Origin of the sequence: Mixta intestinalis (genome assembly GCF_009914055.1) — a bacterium.
GTDB lineage: Bacteria > Pseudomonadota > Gammaproteobacteria > Enterobacterales > Enterobacteriaceae > Mixta > Mixta intestinalis.
The window spans coordinates 906,547-925,201 of record NZ_CP028271.1 but is presented as its reverse complement, the minus strand read 5'-3'; the positions used below and the strand labels follow the sequence as shown (position 1 = coordinate 925,201).

The 18,655-nt window shown below is 49.9% G+C and carries 16 protein-coding genes, 2 tRNA genes and 1 pseudogene; 2 read left to right on the top strand and 17 right to left on the bottom strand.

The genetic code is table 11. The annotated features are described in order from the left end of the window. Positions 1 to 58 precede the first annotated feature (58 nt). The 4 genes and pseudogenes from C7M51_RS04265 to C7M51_RS04250 all read right to left on the bottom strand — a co-directional run bounded on the left by C7M51_RS04265 (position 59) and on the right by C7M51_RS04250 (position 4,636). Complete coding sequence (locus C7M51_RS04265; protein ID WP_160620647.1) at positions 59 to 1,435, bottom strand: efflux transporter outer membrane subunit; 1,377 nt, start codon at positions 1,433 to 1,435, stop codon at positions 59 to 61. After that, entirely contained in the window at positions 1,432 to 2,523 is a 1,092-nt protein-coding gene (locus C7M51_RS04260) for an HlyD family secretion protein (RefSeq protein ID WP_160620646.1), read from the bottom strand. The genes C7M51_RS04265 and C7M51_RS04260 overlap by 4 nt, the downstream gene beginning before the upstream one ends. Next, positions 2,520 to 4,205, bottom strand: a complete 1,686-nt coding sequence (locus C7M51_RS04255) for an MFS transporter (RefSeq protein ID WP_160620645.1) — start codon at positions 4,203 to 4,205, stop codon at positions 2,520 to 2,522. Before C7M51_RS04255 ends, C7M51_RS04260 begins: the two co-directional genes overlap by 4 nt. Position 4,206: 1 nt before the next feature. Next, a pseudogene (locus C7M51_RS04250) lies at positions 4,207 to 4,636 on the bottom strand (MarR family winged helix-turn-helix transcriptional regulator). Between the two features lie 635 nt (positions 4,637 to 5,271). Between C7M51_RS04250 and C7M51_RS04245 the strand changes: the two are divergent. Together C7M51_RS04245 and C7M51_RS04240 are read left to right on the top strand one after the other, a co-directional pair. After that, positions 5,272 to 5,532, top strand: coding sequence for a biofilm/acid-resistance regulator YmgB/AriR (locus C7M51_RS04245; RefSeq protein WP_160620644.1), 261 nt, complete (start codon positions 5,272 to 5,274; stop codon positions 5,530 to 5,532). A gap of 274 nt (positions 5,533 to 5,806) precedes the next feature. Further along, the gene (locus tag C7M51_RS04240; RefSeq protein WP_160620643.1) at positions 5,807 to 7,312 is read left to right on the top strand and encodes a SulP family inorganic anion transporter; all 1,506 of its coding nucleotides are present in this window, start codon (positions 5,807 to 5,809) and stop codon (positions 7,310 to 7,312) included. Positions 7,313 to 7,324: 12 nt separating this feature from the next. Here C7M51_RS04240 and C7M51_RS04235 read toward each other — a convergent pair whose 3' ends face one another. The 13 genes from C7M51_RS04235 to C7M51_RS04180 form a co-directional block, all read right to left on the bottom strand. Beyond that, on the bottom strand, positions 7,325 to 8,065 hold the full coding sequence (locus tag C7M51_RS04235; protein WP_160620642.1) for a YoaK family protein: 741 nt from the start codon (positions 8,063 to 8,065) through the stop codon (positions 7,325 to 7,327). A gap of 924 nt (positions 8,066 to 8,989) precedes the next feature. Next, positions 8,990 to 9,076 (bottom strand) — tRNA-Leu (locus C7M51_RS04230). A 9-nt stretch (positions 9,077 to 9,085) separates the two neighbouring features. Beyond that, positions 9,086 to 9,159 (bottom strand) — tRNA-Cys (locus C7M51_RS04225). Between the two features lie 470 nt (positions 9,160 to 9,629). Further along, positions 9,630 to 10,631, bottom strand: a complete 1,002-nt coding sequence (locus C7M51_RS04220) for a hypothetical protein (protein WP_160620641.1) — start codon at positions 10,629 to 10,631, stop codon at positions 9,630 to 9,632. A gap of 15 nt (positions 10,632 to 10,646) precedes the next feature. Beyond that, the gene (locus C7M51_RS04215) at positions 10,647 to 11,579 is read right to left on the bottom strand and encodes an ACP S-malonyltransferase (RefSeq protein WP_160620640.1); all 933 of its coding nucleotides are present in this window, start codon (positions 11,577 to 11,579) and stop codon (positions 10,647 to 10,649) included. Between the two features lie 10 nt (positions 11,580 to 11,589). Then, positions 11,590 to 12,957 carry a hypothetical protein gene (locus tag C7M51_RS04210; protein WP_244323793.1) on the bottom strand — a complete coding sequence of 456 codons (1,368 nt, stop codon included), beginning with the start codon at positions 12,955 to 12,957 and terminating at the stop codon, positions 11,590 to 11,592. Further along, positions 12,957 to 13,742 carry an outer membrane lipoprotein-sorting protein gene (locus C7M51_RS04205; protein ID WP_160620639.1) on the bottom strand — a complete coding sequence of 262 codons (786 nt, stop codon included), beginning with the start codon at positions 13,740 to 13,742 and terminating at the stop codon, positions 12,957 to 12,959. The genes C7M51_RS04210 and C7M51_RS04205 overlap by 1 nt, the downstream gene beginning before the upstream one ends. A gap of 10 nt (positions 13,743 to 13,752) precedes the next feature. Continuing rightward, positions 13,753 to 15,066 carry an ABC transporter permease gene (locus tag C7M51_RS04200; protein WP_160620638.1) on the bottom strand — a complete coding sequence of 438 codons (1,314 nt, stop codon included), beginning with the start codon at positions 15,064 to 15,066 and terminating at the stop codon, positions 13,753 to 13,755. After that, positions 15,067 to 15,723 carry a hypothetical protein gene (locus C7M51_RS04195; protein WP_244323792.1) on the bottom strand — a complete coding sequence of 219 codons (657 nt, stop codon included), beginning with the start codon at positions 15,721 to 15,723 and terminating at the stop codon, positions 15,067 to 15,069. After that, positions 15,713 to 16,414, bottom strand: a complete 702-nt coding sequence (locus C7M51_RS04190; RefSeq protein WP_160620637.1) for an ABC transporter ATP-binding protein — start codon at positions 16,412 to 16,414, stop codon at positions 15,713 to 15,715. The genes C7M51_RS04195 and C7M51_RS04190 overlap by 11 nt, the downstream gene beginning before the upstream one ends. A 21-nt stretch (positions 16,415 to 16,435) precedes the next feature. After that, positions 16,436 to 16,990, bottom strand: a complete 555-nt coding sequence (locus C7M51_RS22705; RefSeq protein ID WP_425280994.1) for a hypothetical protein — start codon at positions 16,988 to 16,990, stop codon at positions 16,436 to 16,438. A gap of 17 nt (positions 16,991 to 17,007) precedes the next feature. Then, the gene (locus C7M51_RS22700) at positions 17,008 to 17,424 is read right to left on the bottom strand and encodes a hypothetical protein (RefSeq protein ID WP_425280993.1); all 417 of its coding nucleotides are present in this window, start codon (positions 17,422 to 17,424) and stop codon (positions 17,008 to 17,010) included. A 1-nt stretch (position 17,425) separates the two neighbouring features. Further along, complete coding sequence (locus C7M51_RS04180) at positions 17,426 to 18,652, bottom strand: beta-ketoacyl synthase N-terminal-like domain-containing protein (RefSeq protein WP_160623557.1); 1,227 nt, start codon at positions 18,650 to 18,652, stop codon at positions 17,426 to 17,428. Positions 18,653 to 18,655: the final 3 nt, after the last annotated feature.

Sequence of the window (18,655 nt, the reverse complement as noted above, 5' to 3'; positions counted from 1 at the left end):
TGACATCCTGCGCCAGCAAGCTCTGGCAGACGCTCCGGGACTGATATGCTGCGCATCGTTATGATTGCCAGCCGCCGCCCAACGCACGATAAAGATCGATTTGCGCGCGTAGCAGATTATTTTTCAGCTGGACCACATTCAGCTGTGCGTTGAACAGCGTGCGTTGCGCATCCAGTTCATCCAGGTAAGAGGCATAACCATTCTGATAACGGTTACGTGCAATCCGTAACGTATCAGCAGCGATCTCCTGCTGTTTTTCCACTTCCACCAGCTGCGCCTGAGTTTGTTGAATGGCGTCAAGCGCATCGTTAACTTCACTAAAAGCATTGCGCACCACTTTTTCATAGTTATAAAGCGCCTGATTGCGTGTCGCCATGGAAACATCAACCTGTGCCGTCAGCGCCTCGCGGTTGAAAAGCGGTGCCAGCACGCTACCGCCAACGCTCCAGAGACGGAATGGATTATCCAGCAGCTGATGCAATACCGAAGTTTGCAGCGTGCCGGAGGCGGTAAGGTTAAGCGAAGGCAGTAGCTGCGCCTGCGATGAGGCCAGCGAACGATCGGCGGCCAGCAGCTGACGCTGGGCCTGCACAATATCGGGCCGACGCTGCAACAGTTCCGAAGGCAGCAGCGCAGGAAGTCGCTGCGGCATTACCTGCGTAAACTGTGACTGACGCGCAATGTGGCGCGGATTCATGCCGACCAAAATACTGAGCGCATTCTCCTGTTGACTGATTTGATGCTGTAGCTGGGGAATTTGCGCTTTTGCCGCCTGATACTCCGATGCCGCCTGCATCCACTCCAGACGCGACGTGTACCCTGCTTCAAACTGACGCTGGGCCAGATTCAGCGAGTTTTCACGTGTCGCAAGCGTCGCCTGAGTAACGCGCAGCTGCTCATCAAGCGCTAACAGCGTCATATAACCCGAGGCTACCGAAGTAGCAATTGTCAACTCAGCCGCCGCCGCCGCGGCCTGCTGCGCCGCTAATGTGGCACGCGCCGCATCAATGCTGCTGCTGCGTGAACCCCACAGGTCTACCTCATAGTTCGCCTGTAGCAGCCCCTGATAAACATTACCGTCGTGCGGCGCACCGGTGGCAGCAGAAAGAGTTCGCGCTCGGGTTACGCCGACACCCGCATTCAGCGTGGGAAAGTTATCGCCTTCGGCGGCGCGCAGCTGAGCCCGATATTGATCGACGCGGGAACGGGCGGTAAGAATATCCGGGTTATTACGCAGCGCCTGCTCCACCAGACGGTTAAGATCGGGATCGGCAAATGCACGCCACCAGTTCGCCTCCGGCGCGGCAGATGGCCCTACCATTTGTCGCCATTGCTGCGGCACCGGTAATGAAGATGGCGCTTTTTCAACCTGGGTGGCACAGCCGCTCAACAAGGCAGTTAAAAGCGCCAGCGTGGATAAACGCTCTCTTATCATGGCTGCGGCTCCTGCGGCTGCGCAGCGGTATCAATGCTGACCTGAACCGACATGCCGGGACGCAGGCGCGCCTGCTCATTGCCGTCAATTTTGATGCGCACCGGAATGCGCTGGGCGATCTTCACGAAGTTTCCGGTAGCGTTATCCGGGGAAATCGCACTGAACTCCGAGCCAGCCGCCGGTGAAATATACTCAACCACGCCGTGAAAGATGGCACCATCAAGCGCATCCACGCTAAAGGTTACCGGCAGGCCGGGCCGCACGTTAGCCAGCTGTGTCTCTTTCATATTGGCGATAACCCATTTCACTCCCGGCACCAGCGAGGTCAGACGCGTCCCGGCAGAGACATAAGCACCACGGCGAACCGAGATTTGCCCCAGCTGTCCCTCTTCCGGCGCGATGATTTTCGTGTTGTCGAGATCGATCTGCGCCAGCCGCAGGGCAGCCTCGGCGTTAGCGACATCTGCCTCCAGCGAGGCACGGTTAACGATCACCGTTTGCAGATCCTGACGTGACACATCCAGCGTCGCCTTCGCCTGCTGGACTGCGGTCACCGCCTGGCTATTGGCGGCGCGGGCAGCGTCACGTTCGCGAACAGAGAGGGAACCATCCGATACCAGGTTCTCTACCCGCTTCAAATCCAGACCGCTTTTCACCGCCTGCGCCTGCGCGTTTTCAATTGCTGCCCGGTTGCGCACGATGACCGCCTCCGCACTGCGGCGCTGCTGCTGGTTATTGGCTAATGCCGCTTTCTTCATCGCCAGCTGCGCTTTGGCCTGCTCTACACGCTGCCGATAAATACGATCGTCAATGGTCATCAGCACGTCGCCCTTATGCACCGGCTGTAAATCCTGCACGTTGACCGCCGTGATATAACCGCTGACCTGCGGGCTGATAAAGGTGATCTGCCCACGCACGTAGGCGTTTTCCGTAGTTTGTATCGCGCTGGTAAAGGGCCAGAGCTGCCAGGCATAGAGAATAATCAACACGCCGACGATAACAATCCCACTGCCGACGGCGACAGACAGGATACGAAGCTTATTATTACGCTCGCGCTCGGCGGCTTTTATTTCTTCCTGCTGACTCATTGTTTCTCCCTGATTTCAGAGGTTGCCGGAATCGGTTTTGCCGCAGCTGCTTCACGCTGCTGCTGGCGTCGGGTAAGGATGCGCAGGCGCGTCAGGCGATACAGCACCCAAATTAGCGTGCAGCCAGCCATACCCGCAGTCAGTAAATAGGTATCGTTCCACGCCAGCACATTCGCCTGTAGCGTGGCGACAGTTTGTAGCTGAGCCACCGCCTGGGCGTTGAGCAGGCTGGCATCGCCCAACTGGCTGCGAAATAGCGCGCTGTACTGACTTAAGCGCTCGGTGACATTAGGATCGAGCAGCGAGAGCCGATCGCCCAACAGGCTGGAGTGATACTTTTCACGCCAGACCTGAAAGGTGCCCAACATTGCCGAGCCGATCAGCCCGCCGAGGTTTTGACTCATGCCGAACAGCACCACGAAGCTCACCAGGTTTTTCGGCTGGGCCACGACGCTGCCAATGCCTAACAGCATCGCTGGTGCCATAAAAAAAGCGCTGCTGAAACCGAGCAGAAACTGGCTGAAGTACATATTGTGTGGGCGGGTCAACGAATTGGCGTGCGCATCCATAAAGGATGCAATCATCATAATCAGCAGCGAAGTTACAATCGGCCAGCTGAAATGTGCCGGTTTCAGGGTTAGCGCGCTGGCGGCAATTCCCAGTACCACGCCGGAAACAATCGCCAGCGCCAGGCCCTGCATCTGGTCGTTAATTAAGCCCACCTGCTGCAAAAAGCCGATAGCCCCGGTATTCTGCTCCGCCAGCACCACGCGCATCATAATCATGACAATGCCCAGCCGCACGATCGCTCCGCTACTCAGCCAGTGGGTATTAATCAGCGGGTTTTTACGGTTATGCTCCACCACTATTGCACTAACGATCAGTACCAACGATAAAGCCAGGCAGATACCGAGCCAGGGCGTGTTAAGCCACCACTCGATACGTCCCAGCGACAGCACGCCGCATAACAGCGCCATGCCGGGTGCCATTAAAATGAAAGTGACAAAATCCATTTTCTCAAACACTTTACTGCGATCGCTTGGCGGCAGCTTCAGCATAAATACGCAACCCAGCGCCACCACTGCCAGCCCGAGTTCAAACAGGTAAAGGCCGCGCCACTCTTCCAGTTGCAACAGCTCGGATGAAAAAAGCCGCGCCAGCGGAATAGCCAGCTGCGATCCACTGATGCCGATTGCCAGCGCCTTCAGGCGATGCTTCGCTGGCCATGCCTGTACCTGATAGTAGATGCCAAGCGAACTTAGCGCTGCCGCCACCATGCCATGCGCGGTACGTACGATAATCGCCGAGCTGAGATCGTTGACAAACAGGTGGAAAAAAGCCACCAGAACATAAAGCAACAGGAAAGCCTCGGTAAAAACCCGCAGGCCAAACTGCTGGCGAAATTTTACCAGCAGCAGGTTAATCGAAATATTGCCCATTACATATACCGCCGGCAGCCAGGCGATCTCATTGCTATAGGCAGCAAAAGTGCCCTGCAGATTCGTCAGATTGGCGGTAACCAGGGCATTACTGAGCGCGCCGGTCAGAGTGATCAACAATCCGATCAGCCCAAAAGCGATACGTTTATGCGTGGGATGTATTGGCGTTGAGGGCGAGCCGGGTAAAACCGGTTTTTCATGCGGCTGCCATTGACGCGGTGCGTAGGGATTGTTTTTTGCCACGTCAGAGCGTCCCTGTTTTATCCAGTAGCTGCTGCAACACCCGTTGTGCAACAGCCAGCTCATCAACGTCAATATCCGCCAACAGCTCTTCGCGCAGGCGATCGGCCTCAACGCTGACTTTACTGAACAGGATATTACCCTGTCTGGGTAACCAGCAGCAGACGTTTACGGCGATCGTGTTGCGGCTGCGAACGTTCTATCAGCCGTTGAGCTACCAGCCGATCCACCAGCGGAACTACGCTGGCCTCTTCCAGACCCAGCACCTGCGCCAGCGCTTTTTGCGTCATAGGTTCGCTTGCGCTGGCCAGCGTAGCGACGGCAAGCCAGCTATTCATACTGAGGCCGCTCTCTTTTAACCGACGATCGATCGCCAGTCGCCAGGCGTGGGCCGTGAGCTGCAGCAGGCGGGAAAAACGCTGTTGGGGATCCAAAATATTGCTACCTAATGATTAGACTTCAATGTAAACAGTCGCGGTTAAGTATAGGCTTCATGAAAAGTAATTGTGAAGAAAGCAGACAGCGGTTTATGGTGCAAAAAGTGGCATTGCCCCCTGAATTTTGCAGTCGGCTCTCTGTGGTTGCATCAGCCGCAGCCCGTTTTGTCTCTTTCGTAGAACTGTCAGTAACTTAAGAATATTCTTAAATTAGCGCATATTAATGCGACCCAATTCATCCTTTACAGCTAAACGTTGCAGGCGAAACGTTTTTTACCGCTTGTTGTATAGCTTTAAGATAATTAAATTGCCATTTAATTAATTGATAATTAAACAAATAGCACTAAATGTATAAGCATTGTTTGTACAGTTTTGCTGTTTTTGTATAACTTTACCGCTGAACCAGCTAACGGTTCTGTAACGAATGATGCATTTGCGTCGCCTCTGAAGGTGTTTAACTCGGATTTCCACCTTCAGAGGTTTTTTTTCGCCTGAAGGATGTATTGCATTCTTGTTTCAGCATCATGGCATTACCTGTGGCAACACACTTAAACCCCGGTTAACGAATAACCGATACTCAATTGGATATGATAAGCCTTAACGCACCGCAGGCTGCGTTAAAGAGGACTAATATGCAGATGATGACACCGCAAACTAACAAGGACATTGCTGATTACCTTAACGCACAGGAAAACTCCACCATCAATGAGATGGAGATTCTGGGCACCGTAGTCGCGGAAGTACTTCAAATGGGCTTGCCAATTACCAATAAGGCGATTATCACCCGACTTATCCAGCGCATGGAGCTGGAAAGCGACGTCGTGATGCTGGACATCTACCGTTATGTACTGGAAATGGTGGTGCATAAAACCGAAGATGACATCATTAGCTAAATTGCTATCGTGCAGTGTTACGGCGCGATAAACCGCCTGGCTGATAAGATGCAGGCAATGGTTACCCAACAGGAATAGCCGGGCCAATCGCCTGGCTTTTCTTGTTCACTCCGTTCGGCAAGCGATATGAAACTGACGAACGCCTTCTGCAACTGGTGCTGGCAGGAAATTAACGCTAACATAACGGCCTTGCCCCGAATGGCAATTTTACCCTTTCAGAATGACGATACGCCCTGCCGTATCACATACTAAAACAACAAGAGCCTGCAATATTATGACCACCTCTTCTGAGGCGAATGCTGAAAAGCTCGCCGACAGCGAGCTGACCGTTGCCCGCGTACTGCGCTCGCCCAAATTATTGACCCGCGAGTGTCTGGCCGGTGTGATAACCGCTCTGGCGTTAATTCCTGAAGTGATCTCTTTTTCCGTTATCGCAGGTGTTGATCCTAAAGTCAGCCTGATTGCATCGGTGGTATTGGCGTTAACGCTTTCTCTGCTGGGAGGACGCCCGGCAATGGTCACTGCGGCTGCGGGATCGGTAGCGCTGGTCATTGGCCCAATGGTACGCGCCCACGGCGTGGAATATATTATGCCAGCCGTTCTGCTCGGCGGCGCGGTGCAGATCCTGTTTGGGTTGGCCGGGCTGGCGCGCATGATGCGCTATATCCCCCGCTCGGTTATGCTCGGCTTCGTTAACGCGCTGGGCGTACTGATATTCTTTGCGCAGGTGCCACACGTCTGGGGGCAGTCTCTGCCGGTCTGGCTGCTGTTCATACTCACGCTGGCGATTGTGCTGTTATTGCCACGCCTGCTGAAAAGCGTTCCTTCTCCGCTGGTGGCGATCGTTACCGTCACGGCTATTGCTATTTTCTGCGGTTTGCAGGTACCAAACGTCGGTGACGAAGGGCCGATGTTAGCGGGATTGCCGGGTCTGAACCAGCTGGCGGTGCCGCTAAACCTGACTACGCTGCAAATCATCTGGCCAACGGCGATAAGTATTGCGCTGGTAGGGTTGATGGAGTCGTTATTAACGGCGAAGCTGGTGGACGATCTGACCGATACGCCTTCCAGCAAGCGTCGTGAATGCTGGGGACTGGGTATAGGCAATATCCTCGCCGCCTTTTATGGTGGTATTGCCGGTTGTGCCATGATCGGTCAGACCATTGTGAATGTTGAACTGGGCAAAGCGCGTACCCGAATCTCAACCCTGGCCACCGCGCTGGTGCTGTTGCTACTGGTTACCGGCCTTAGCGCGCTGATGGCGAAGATTCCGATGGTGGTGCTGGCGGGAATTATGATGATTGTCGCCGTAAAAACCGTTAACTGGCACAGTCTGCAACCTTCAACGCTGAAGCGTATTCCGTTTTCAGAAACGGTAACGATGGCGTTAACGGTGGCAGCCACGGTCTGGAGCGGTAACCTGGCGATCGGCGTCGTTGGCGGCGTACTGTTTGCTATTCTGCTATTTGCTCGTCGCGTGGCGCATGTTATTCATGCCGAACGCCACCTGAGCGCAGACGGCAACTCAGTACATTATGTCGTACGTGGGCCGTTATTTTTTGGTAGCAGCAACGATCTCTTCGAACATTTTGACTACGCGCACGATCCACAGATCGTTACTATCGATTTAACCCATGCGCAAATTTGGGACGCCTCCAGCGTGGCGGCGCTCGACGCCATTGAAAACCGCTACCAGCGTTACCAGGCGCAGGTAAAAATCATCGGACTGGATACGCGTAGCAGCGATTTCCATCGCCGGTTAAGCGGTACGCTCTGGTAACCAGGCCGTCAGCTACTGGCGGCCTGAATCTTTTTGCGGCGGCAGATGCTGTGCTTTGTAGAGATAGCCCAGCGCCAGCAGGCTGAGTAATACGCCGATAATGGTTAAGAAAGCCGTACCGGTAAAGCGATACAGCCAGATACCCCCTATTCCGCCCAGCAGAAAAGCAACCAGCGTTGATCCATGTAGCAACAGCCGTTGCAGATAAACGGGCGCGTATTCCGGGGACTCTCTACGCCGCAAGATATCCAACAGCATCGCCATCTCAATTCCGATATCAGTCGAGGTGCCGGAGACGTGGGTCGTGCGCACGCGAGCGTTTGAAATGCGTGTCACTACGGCGTTCTGTAACCCCATCAGAAAGCTCAGGCTTAAGATCATTAAAGCGCCGGAGGAAAATTGCGGAAAGCGCGTTTCTGCCCATCCCAACAGCGCCAGCAGCAGCCCTTCCAGCAGAATATTCACCGCATACACAGAACGAATCCCGTGCCGTCGCCCATGATTAATCAACAGCGTTGAAAACGTTGAGCCAATGATAAACAGACAGACAATTTCTAAAAAAAAGAACGCAACCGGCAACTCACTGCGCGCCAGCCGATCGGATAAAGAAGAAACATTACCAGTCATGTTGGCGGAGAAGAAACCTACCGCCTCAAATGCGGCGGTATTTAACGCGCCTGCGACCAGCGCAAGCGTAGCGGCCAGGCGACTATCGGTAACGAATGTTCTGGCCTCATCCTGACAAATTAACATGGTGAGTTATAGCTGAGAGTTAGGTTATCACCCGCCGGAGCGGCAGACCCCGCACGGGCTGTACGTATCGTCTGTTTTCCCTCGTCACGGCAGGACGCGCCTGCTGGCGGCGAGAGGTAAAATGGAGAAGGCGTTATTATGCGCCTTTTTATCCGGTTTCTCTTGTCGTTTATCAAAGAGCAGCCTCCTCTCTTTTTGCCGTCAGTGCTGTTGAGCTCTGGTTTGCACATTGCTGAAGGAGAAAGAATTATTGTTTTTTAGTATGTTGTAACTAAATAGAGCGCATCTTTAGTGGCAGCGGCGGTTGCGGTTGCGGTTGCGGTTGCGGTTGCGGTTGCGGTTGCGGTTGCGGTTGCGGTTGCGCAATAAAAGTCTGACAGTAGTCTGTAATCAATGCAAAAGTTAGATTTTTCTACAGATACCGGTTTATTGAACGTTGGTAATAAAACGAACAGTGAGAGTGTTATTTCCGTGAAAAAAATATCTTATCTGTAACTGATAAATCACCAGTCTGTAAGCAAGTTTAAATAACAAACATCCAGAGCTGCTATCAATGCTTACTCCTTAAATGCGTTATCGGCTCATTGTGTTTATTTAAGCAACGATTTGCTTTGTAGTTAGATTCTATTCTGCTGACATAATGCCCCTGTGTTTAAATACGCATCAGCTAAAATTTGTTTTGGTTAAAAGTTAACTACCCGATAAAGCTGACAGATAGAAGTTTAAACGGTACTAAGAATACAGCGCTGCTCAGATTAACGGTGGATGTATGGTGAACGACTCAGAACGGGCCAGGGCGGGCGATCGGAGGTGACTGCAGACAGTGTATGGCAGAGAAAAGCAACCGAATGAAACCAATAAAAACAAAAAACCGCCCTTGGGCGGTTACGACATCACTGCTATTGCTTTGATTTTATTCAGTTTTGGTGCCCGGGGCGGGACTTGAACCCGCACAGCCATACAGCCGAGGGATTTTAAATCCCTTGTGTCTACCGATTTCACCACCCGGGCGATGTAAATTGGAGGCGCGTCCCGGAGTCGAACCGAGGTGGACGGATTTGCAATCCGCTGCATGGCCACTCTGCCAACGCGCCTTTATTCCGTATGATTATCCCCAATCGGATAATCTAAATTCTTTTTAAGTTAACACCTTAACTCGTGGCGCTAACCCTTTGATTCGAGGAGCGTTTTCGCGTTCCTTCATCTGATGGACGGCATTATGGACTAACTTCCTGCGGTTGGCAACCCCCTGAAGTTAATTTTTTTAGAACCTTTTCTGAAGCGGAAATATATTGCTGCAATAATCACCAATTTTTCAGCTTATCCTGTCAGATAAAGAGGTTCTGTCGGTACATACTGCCCTTTTCATGCTTTACGGTTTCGCTACAGCAATAAGGTATAGATGCCTTTTGCCACAAAGAAAAGGTTTTCCTGAGCATTATGTTACTTTAATCGCTCAGTGATGCAGTCGCGGTTCCTAACTGCCGGAAAAATCACTCGTTTAATATTTCACCAGGTGATAAACCGAACAGATATTATCGCCTATTCGGTTATCCCCCTCCGATTACCAGAGCTGGCTGCGCTTATCTATTTCATTCCAGCGAAAATACATATCACATGCAGACAGGTAATCGGTATGCCAGCACCAGTAAAGATGGAGCAAATAATAGCAAGCCCCAGGCAGGAAACTGGCGAGAAAATAGACTTCAAACGGAAGTTCCCATGCCAATAAAGCCAGTAGTAAATTAATCAGCACTATCCAGACAAACTGTACCATTAGTACCAGCAGCAGCCGGAAAGCCAGCGATGTCCGTTGAAATTTCGCGCAGGGAATAGCCGTTGAAAAAGAAAAATCAATTTCACTCAGAAAAAGTTTGCCGAGAAAAACGTAACGCTTTGACAAGCGCGTAAACAGCAAATTTATAGCCAGTACGATTGCGCATAAAATAAACGTCGCGACGATCCGCGTTGGCGTTAACCAACCCTGAAGAGAAGAAAAATCAGGGTTTCTTCTTAACGGGCTAATGGTCAGTAATGTCAGCACTATCGTCAGTATAAAGCTAAAGCCAATATAGTGATACAGCGTTCGGTACTGTCGCTGATGCTGTGTAGTAATCCCCAACTGCCTGATATAACTCGATCTCAACCAGCGGAATACCAGGTAAACCATTAGGGGCAATATTGCAGACAGCACAACGAACGCAGGCGTTGTCGGCGACAGGCGCAAACCGTAATAAAGAATAAGCCACAGAGCAAGAATCGACACTATTCCTACCAGCAGCGGACGAGAAAGATACTTTTCCGTACGGGAGCAGGTCTTATCTATAAAATAGCTCAGATCAACGTTTTTTGTGACGCCCTTGTACATCCAGTACGCTTCCAGCTCATAGATAACGTTGAATAAAATAACCGCTGTAATGGCACTGAGATACCCGGCGTCGTTTACGTTGATAACGTAGCCATTGTTCCGCCAGTAAAGCCCGAGGAAGAAAAACAGAATCAGGTAAATAAAAGGTAAAACCCTTTTGTCCTGATAACGAATGAAGGTTAAATAATCTGGAATCATGATATCCCCCACTATTCAGATAATTTTTCGACAATGTAAGACCATTGCTGGCGAAAAGCGTGGGAAGTCATTAAGCAACTGCCCCAGATAGGCTTTATTGCTGATTTCGATAAACAGCGGCGGCGTTTCTTGTGCCAGAAAACGCTCCAGCGAATCAGTCCACTTCACCGTATGCGTTAAATGTTGTGATAAGTTTTTCCGGATCGCTTCCGGATTATCTTCAGGTTTTCCGGTTACATTCATCAGGACGTCATATTGCGGTTGCTCAATCGGGAGATATGTCAGAAAATCATGCATCTGCTGAACGCCGTCACGCATCAGGCGTGTATGCCATGCACCGCTGACGCCCAGTTTTACCGCCTCAAAACCATCTGCAACGAGGCTACGATTAAACTCACTCAGGGCCGGGATCGCTCCACCAACTACCTGCTGTCGGCGGCTGTTATCACAGCTGACGTCGAGCTCAATACCGCTATTTTCAATCCGTTTACACATCGCCAGATAATCCATACCTTTTACCGCCAGCATGCTGCCCTTATTCATTTTGCTTAGCGTATTCATTAACGTGGATCGGAAGTGGATCACTCTGAAGGTATCCTCAAGGCTCAGCGCTTCAGCCGCATATAACGCACCATATTCTCCGACGCTGTGACCACAGGCGCCAGAGAGGGTGCAGGAAGCGAGCTTTTCGCGGATCAACGTATAAAGCGTCAGATTAATCGCTGTTACCGCCAGCTGCTGTACCGTAGTTTGTATCAGCTTATTCATCGGCCCTTTTAAACATAAGCGTCGCAAATCCAGACCTGAAATATCGCTGGCGCAGTCCCAGATATGGCGCGTTGCGACGTTAATATCCCAGAGATCGGCTCCCATACCAATAACCGGATTTCCCTGCCCCGCGAACAGTAAAACAATGGGCCTTGATACGCTGTTTATATTGATATCCATATACATTGCCTCAGAAATAATACTTAATCCCGGAATAAACTCCTGTAGTTTTACCAAACAGGCCAAATTCCGAATCTCTGTTTCCCTGTGAGCGATAAATTCCGGTGTAGATTTCCATCTTTTCATCCAGCTGCGCCAGGGGTTTATTATAATGAATGCCCAATGCCAGACTACGATCCTGCATATTCATTACGCCATAAGGTTGCAGACTGGAGCGATCGCCCAGACGGAAGGTGGCAAAGGCGTGAATATAATGCCTACCCTGTAGCTGCCCTCGATTTGCAACATTGTCTATTTCCGCTGCCATCAGATACTGCCAGGCATCAAACGCCCGATCCAGCGGCGCATAGCCGGTGCGTCGGTTAAGGAAGCGAATAAGCTGGGTTTGCTTACGCCATGCCGATCTGGAATAACCTTCGCTCTGAAAATAATATTCCATACCCACAAGGCTAAAGTTATCGGTGGTGTATTGACCGCCCAGCGCTGCCTCCATGCCATTCTTATTGCTACGGCGATAGAGCGACGAAGGAAAGCGGTAATGCTGCACCTGCAATGCCTTATCGTTATCCAGATGACGCCACTGCTGTTGAGCATGCCACGCCAGCTCGGTAGTAATGGCAAACTGCGGCGTCAGATAAAAGCTGTCAGCAACAGCAAGGCTGCGGGATTCACCGAGGCTCATGCTAACCGTAGGCGTATGGCTGACTGACCGATAGTCCGTATAGCGCAACAGGTAGCGCTCACTGGCGTTAGCACGCTCGATTGCCGACCAGTTACCGGATGACATATAGCGCCTGGTAACATGCGTTAACCTGGGCGCTACCGTAAAAGCCAGAGCGTACTCAGACGTCTCTTCTGTTAAGCGCCAGCCCCAAAATGCTTCACGATAAATCGGCTTTATCGCGGGATCGTAAATGCCACTGGCTTTAAATCCACTGTCATAGTTATTAAGTAAATTAGCAGGAGACTTTAAATAAAATAACCCGGAACGATTTTTGAGCTTTCCCGCCTCAAGGCTAACTTTTTCTGAAAATGTCCATGAAAGACTCAGGCGGTCGATCAGGCCTCTGGCGCGGTGTTCGTCCTTTTCAAATTCTTTTGGTTTACGATAAGGCTGATAGGCCAGCGCATAGAGCGAAACCTGTGCATCGAGTTTATTTTCTACCAGCCAGCAACGATTGCTGTAGTGAATCCCCCAGTCGTTGTAGACATTATCTTTTTGATAAGGATGTTTACCGTCTGGCCGCCAGAGCGAAGGCTGCCGTTTGGCATAGCTTATCTGCCCAAAAAGCATTATCTCCGCCCCGGAAAGGCAATCTGCCATTAAACCAGGCGCAACCAGCAACAGTGAGATAAATAACGGGGCAGCACGCAGCATTAGCCCTTACCCCGCTGTATATACTCTTTGGTAAAGTGCGAGACAGGCAGAGATTCAAACCGGACGTCACTATATTCCATAACGGAATAGCCTTTACTGTAGCGAACATCCTGCACCAGGATACGCGTTGGCCGATATTTTCCCAGCACTGGCTGATAATTCTGATACAGCACCTCTTTAAGCAGTTTATTATCCTGTGAGTAGTAGCTGGCTTTATAAGGGCGATAGTCGCTATCCTTTTCAACGTAGTAGGTAATCTTCGGCCAAATAACATCCGCCGTTTTACGTTCCAGCTTTAACCTGTAGCAGCGTTTTTCGCCGCAAGGTTCCTCACCGTCCAGCTCAGCATGATAAGCATATTCAAAATTAGTGACGATAACATCACCATTAGATATCTGCCCCAACAGCCTCTGCTGACGAGAAATTGGCACCGGGCGTCGTAGCTGTGGCGTATAAAACCAAAGCGCGTACCAGTCAGAAAGCATAATTTTGCCACGATCGCTGGGTGGATAGACAAATCGCACCAGCGATCGCGCATCAGCCTCAACGCCTTTTTCCGGTTTCATAAAGCGCATCGAAATATCCAGTACCTGCTTAGCGCTCGGCTCCGGGGAGCCTGAACGATATTCCAGCACCGTGACGGTATAGCGAAAAGGCCGGTTAGGCGATCGCACCTCGTCTGCTAACCTGATAATTTCCAACGCCTGAGGCGATGAGGCATTAGCCCATACCACCGGAGTAAGCACCAGAAAGAGCAGCAATAAGTGCAGACCATAGAGTTTCATTATCGCTTCCTCAGGCATACTTAAATGCATCGGTAATATTCAACCTGGCGGCACGGAACGCAGGCAAAACTGCAGCCAGAGCCGACGTTAACACCGGCAGGATAAATGTCATCCAGATCAGTTCAGGATTATCCGTTTTAATAAAGGCGATATAACCTTGTGTCTGCCCTGGCGAAGGCGGCATAGCAATACCATACAAATTGATAATTCCGGCCAGACCATAACCGATAAGCAAACTTCCCAACGCACCCGCCAGCCCGATAAATATCCCTTCCAGTAAAAACAGCCGCATAACGTGGCCTGGCGGCAGCCCTATTGCTCTAAGCGTGGTGATTTCGCGCGTTCGTTCAACGATATTCATCGTCATGGCGTTACCGATCATAAAAATAACAATCAGCGCAACGATAACTTTAATAAAGAAATAGATACCGGACAGCAGGCTTTCTACCTGTTGATAAAATAACGACATCTCTTTCCACTCTTTCACCACCAGCGGTAGCTGATTATCGATAATAAACTGCTGTAATTTTGCTTTGAATACAGGCAAATCACTGTCGTTTTTTAGCAGAATTAAGATTTTGCTGACACCGTTAGTGCCCATAATATGCTGAGCTGTAATAAGAGGAATTTTCATAGCGACATCATCATAATCTTTGATGCCGGAAGCAAAAATCCCGCTCAACTGTAAGGAGAGTGCGCCCTGTCCTCCGCTGGCATTGACAACCATAACATCCAGCCAGTCCATATAACCTGCATTAAGCGTACTCGCCAGACCGCTTCCCAACGTTACCCGATCGGTTTTAATACGCGACAGATCGCTACCGGAGAGCAACCGATCAAAGGAGCCAAGTTTTAACGCTGCGACCGGCTCTACGCCCAGCGCGGAGAAATAACTGGAGGCTTCATTTTCATAATGAGAGATGATCCCCGAAAATTCCAGCTGCCCCGAAAGCGTAGAAATATAGCTTGAAAGCTGGTCGTTACCAGTAAGCAGCGTCTTCAGTTTTTCATAATCTTCAATAATGCTCTGATTCTTATTTGCCGTAGCAAAATAGTGCTTATGATAAATTTGCAGGTGACCAACGTTAGTTCTTATTGTTTGTTCCTGCAATATCCAGAAAGAGTAACTAATAAACCCGCCATAAATGAAAATGGCAACACCACCTAATATGATAGCGGCAATAGTTGCAGACGAACGCCTTTTATGTCTGAACAGATTCAGAAAGGCAAATTTTGCATCCTGCGTTCTGCATATTACGCAGTAAAGCACGAAGCATAAAATCAGCGATACCACTACCGTGACGATTTCCACTCCGCCTGTCATTTATCCTCCTTCGACTAAAGGCAATATAATCTGTGCGACTTCGTTAACTTTCCATTCCGGAGCCGCGTTATTTTCCAGCGAAAGTAATTTCAAGGTTGGGTGCTGCACTTTTATTTGCGTTAACAGCGCGGCGGCCTGTTGATGTTGTCCACAAAGATAAAGCGCGCGATAGCGCATGTAGCTAACGTCAGGTATAAGATCGTCGAGCAAGGATTCTTTGGCTGCTAATAACTGAGCCGTATCATGCAGGGTAATGACACACCGTCCCAGCTTAGCAGGAAGCCAGGCATCAACACGCGCCCTTAAATATCGGACGCGCGAATCAGATTCATGGAGATCGACAGCCTCATCCAGGTAGAAAAAACCCAACTTTGCATATTCGGCCGCTTTAACAATATCATTCACCGTATCATAATGATTTGCCAGTTTTAGCATGCCGTAAGCATAGAAGATGAGAGAGGTAACGTTTTTTTGTTGAGTATATTCTTCAAACAGCGCCGTAGTCAGTTTTTCCAGGTCGCTGTGTCTCACTGGAAAACCTGCCTGCAGGACAGAATCTACTGCAGGTAGTTTGTTGTTGGCTCTTACCGGGATACTGGCGCTAAACAGTAATATGCCAATACAAAGCAGTCGTGGGAAGTGGCGTTTAAGCATCATAAACCAGTTCTCCATCTCTGATATTGATAACACGCCCCGCTCGTTCTTTTAGCTGAATAGAATGGGTGGAAATAATAAAAGTAGTGGCGGTCTGGGCGTTAATATCTAATAACAGATCGAGGATCGATTCTCCGGTAGCTATATCAAGATTGCCCGTTGGTTCATCAGCCACCACTATTTTTGGCTCATGGGCCAGCGCGCGTGCAATCGCTACGCGCTGCTGCTGTCCACCCGAGAGTTCGCCAGGCTTGCGCTCTGCCAGATCTCCCAGCCCAACAAGATTCAGGTAGTGCATCGCACGCATTTTCGCCTCTTTCCGGCTAAAATGCCCATTCAGAATCAACGGATAACGTACATTATCCAGGGCATTAAGTACCGGCATCAAATTGAAAAATTGAAAGATAAAACCCAGCTCACGACTTCTGATTTGCGCAAGCTGTTGCTCATTCAGTTCATTCAGCACCTGGTTTAAAAACATGACCGTACCGGTAGTTGGCTTATCGATACCGGACAGGATATTTAATAATGTGCTTTTTCCACTCCCTGATGGGCCGCATAGAGCCAGAAAATCACCGCTGGCTATCTCAAGGTTAACGTTCTTCAGCGCCTCGACTCTGTTTTCACCGCTACCGTAGCTTTTACCGATACCATTCAGATAAATTGCCGGCAATTCCTTTATATTGTTTGCCATCTCGCTTTTCCATTAAGCCTGTTAATCACGCCAGGTGTCGAAGTAGTTATAACCACCATAATTATCAGGAACGATGGTGCGTAGTGCTCCCGTAGCCAGGCTCTGCTGTTCAAGAGAGACCCAGCTTAATGCGGGCGTCAGGCAACCGCTGCCGCCATATTTTTCAGTCAGGTTAAGCGCCTCAATACCGGCAGCCTCTATCGCTTTAACCAGCGTACTGCCCGCCCGGCTTTTTCTGAGGCCGGTAAAAAAGATGCGATCGATTGACTCATCAGTAGCAAAAAGCGGTGCCGCACGTTGAATATCGTTACCAGCATTAATATAGCGACCGCAGTTAATCCTTAATGCACTTTCACGCTTGCTAAAAATAAAGCAGCCTGCGCGCTCTACTGAAAGATTGATATGTGTATCCTGCTGCTTTCTTTTACCTCCGCCAGCAATATCCTCATCTGAAAAAACCAGCAGTGGGATTGAGCGGTAGGCGGCACAAATCACCACAAAATCGCACACATCCCAGTTAAGGTAATCCTGCGCAACGCGCATCGCCTGCATTAGTGACTGTTTTTCACCACGCATCTTGCAGGTAAAACCTTTCACCGAGAATTTTTTACCAGGTTTTTAGGCAGCGTATCGATAATTCCAGCATGTAACGCGCTGGACATATTTTCATACAGCCCTGCTTCTCCCCAGGAATCAACGTAGAACAGCGCTGTACGCGATTTAATTAACTGCATGCGTACTTTCGCCGCCAGCTGCTGTAGTGCGTTATCGGACGCCTGCTCCAGCGCCTCAATATACTTAATGTAATCAGGCTTACGAATCATCTCTCTGGCGTAGAGAGTTTTCTCCACACCGAAGCGTTTAAATCCCCAACCCTGCGCTCTGGAGGATTTTAACGCTTTGTTATAAATATGCGATTCCCAGACGTTAAGCCAGCTGGGTATATAAAAATAAAATTCATCCTCTGGCTCAATAATAGAATAAGAGGACAGATAGATCATATTTTCCATCTCAGCCCGCCTGCCGATCACAGTGAGAGATAACCATAGCGATGATGGAGCCATCAACACCTACGCCGGTTTTCAATAAATGCGATTTGTTATGCTGAACAGCGCCGCAATCCACTAACAGATGACTGGATATTTCTTTAATAATTTCATCATTACTAACGGGAGAAAGCAGTTCATTATGCAATAGCGTATGGTGAGCAATAATCAAATCAACCAAACCGGAGCCTGTGGTGGTATACCCTATCTGCCCTTTATAAGCCAGCACTGGGACGGTTTTATCACTCAACAGCATTCCCAGTGCCTTCGCCTCCGCCTTATCACTGGCATCAGAGCCGTTGCCATGAGGAATAATCGCGGCGAGATCGTGGCAACTGATATCGGCCTCCAGCATTACGCCATTCATCGCCTTTAATAAACTGAGGCTTAAATAGGCTGCATCATTACTACGGTTGGCACTGATTTGCACATAGGTTGATCTCAGCTGCACGCCATCGAAACGCTGTCGGGCACGGCGATGACGTCCACTTTCCAGCAGCATAACACTGTATCCTTCAGCAAATAAAACGCCTTTGCTGTTTTCACCAAAGGGTTGCACCACTTCGCTATCCAGCATGCCATTGTTTTCCAGAAACCAGCAATCCTGAGTTTTGATTTCCGAACAATTGATCACCATAACCAGATCGATATCGCCCTGTTCTATAGCTTTACGACCAATATGCAGCGCTGCCAATGCGGAATTACTGGTGCAATTCATATTAGGCGGCTGATACTTTAGCCGATACCGGCTGGCAATATGATGGGATACACCATCCTGCGACATTTTTTCTACGTGCAGATTCATGACCGAGGTAACGAGTTTGACATCCTCAATATCATTCCGATCGTAGAAATTTTTATAATCTCTCGCATCCGTCCGCGGCCCCAGACCGGTCAGATAAACCCTGACGTTTTCACCTGACAAACAAGTTTTATCCAGCCCTGCCTGTACAAGCGCGTTGTCAATCAGGCGATCCAGCAAAGCCAGTACGCTTTTAAGATCGCTGTTGCACTGCAAACGGGCAACATAGCGGTTGTACTTGAAACCGCTCTTGATCGCCTCATCATCCGTTTTAAACCAGCGCGTTTTCTCAACGCGCTTTCCCTGCCTGAGCTGTTCGATTAACGCATGGCTGTTTTCAGCAAACGGCAGGCAGACGCTGTAGCCAGCGATCATTGTTGCGTTGCTCAACGC

Bases quoted from the DNA above. Each gene is read 5' to 3' on its own strand.
- C7M51_RS04240 (WP_160620643.1), top strand. From the start codon at position 5,807: ATGACCACCTCTTCTGAGGCGAATGCTGAAAAGCTCGCCGACAGCGAG.
- C7M51_RS04190 (WP_160620637.1), bottom strand. From the start codon at position 16,414: ATGGCAAACAATATAAAGGAATTGCCGGCAATTTATCTGAATGGTATC.
- C7M51_RS04210 (WP_244323793.1), bottom strand. From the start codon at position 12,957: ATGCTGCGTGCTGCCCCGTTATTTATCTCACTGTTGCTGGTTGCGCCT.
- C7M51_RS04200 (WP_160620638.1), bottom strand. From the start codon at position 15,066: ATGACAGGCGGAGTGGAAATCGTCACGGTAGTGGTATCGCTGATTTTA.
- C7M51_RS04205 (WP_160620639.1), bottom strand. From the start codon at position 13,742: ATGAAACTCTATGGTCTGCACTTATTGCTGCTCTTTCTGGTGCTTACT.
- C7M51_RS04245 (WP_160620644.1), top strand. From the start codon at position 5,272: ATGCAGATGATGACACCGCAAACTAACAAGGACATTGCTGATTACCTT.
- C7M51_RS22705 (WP_425280994.1), bottom strand. From the start codon at position 16,990: ATGCGTGGTGAAAAACAGTCACTAATGCAGGCGATGCGCGTTGCGCAG.
- C7M51_RS04235 (WP_160620642.1), bottom strand. From the start codon at position 8,065: ATGTTAATTTGTCAGGATGAGGCCAGAACATTCGTTACCGATAGTCGC.
- C7M51_RS04195 (WP_244323792.1), bottom strand. From the start codon at position 15,723: ATGATGCTTAAACGCCACTTCCCACGACTGCTTTGTATTGGCATATTA.
- C7M51_RS04260 (WP_160620646.1), bottom strand. From the start codon at position 2,523: ATGAGTCAGCAGGAAGAAATAAAAGCCGCCGAGCGCGAGCGTAATAAT.
- C7M51_RS04215 (WP_160620640.1), bottom strand. From the start codon at position 11,579: ATGGATATCAATATAAACAGCGTATCAAGGCCCATTGTTTTACTGTTC.
- C7M51_RS04220 (WP_160620641.1), bottom strand. From the start codon at position 10,631: ATGATTCCAGATTATTTAACCTTCATTCGTTATCAGGACAAAAGGGTT.
- C7M51_RS22700 (WP_425280993.1), bottom strand. From the start codon at position 17,424: ATGGAAAATATGATCTATCTGTCCTCTTATTCTATTATTGAGCCAGAG.
- C7M51_RS04265 (WP_160620647.1), bottom strand. From the start codon at position 1,435: ATGATAAGAGAGCGTTTATCCACGCTGGCGCTTTTAACTGCCTTGTTG.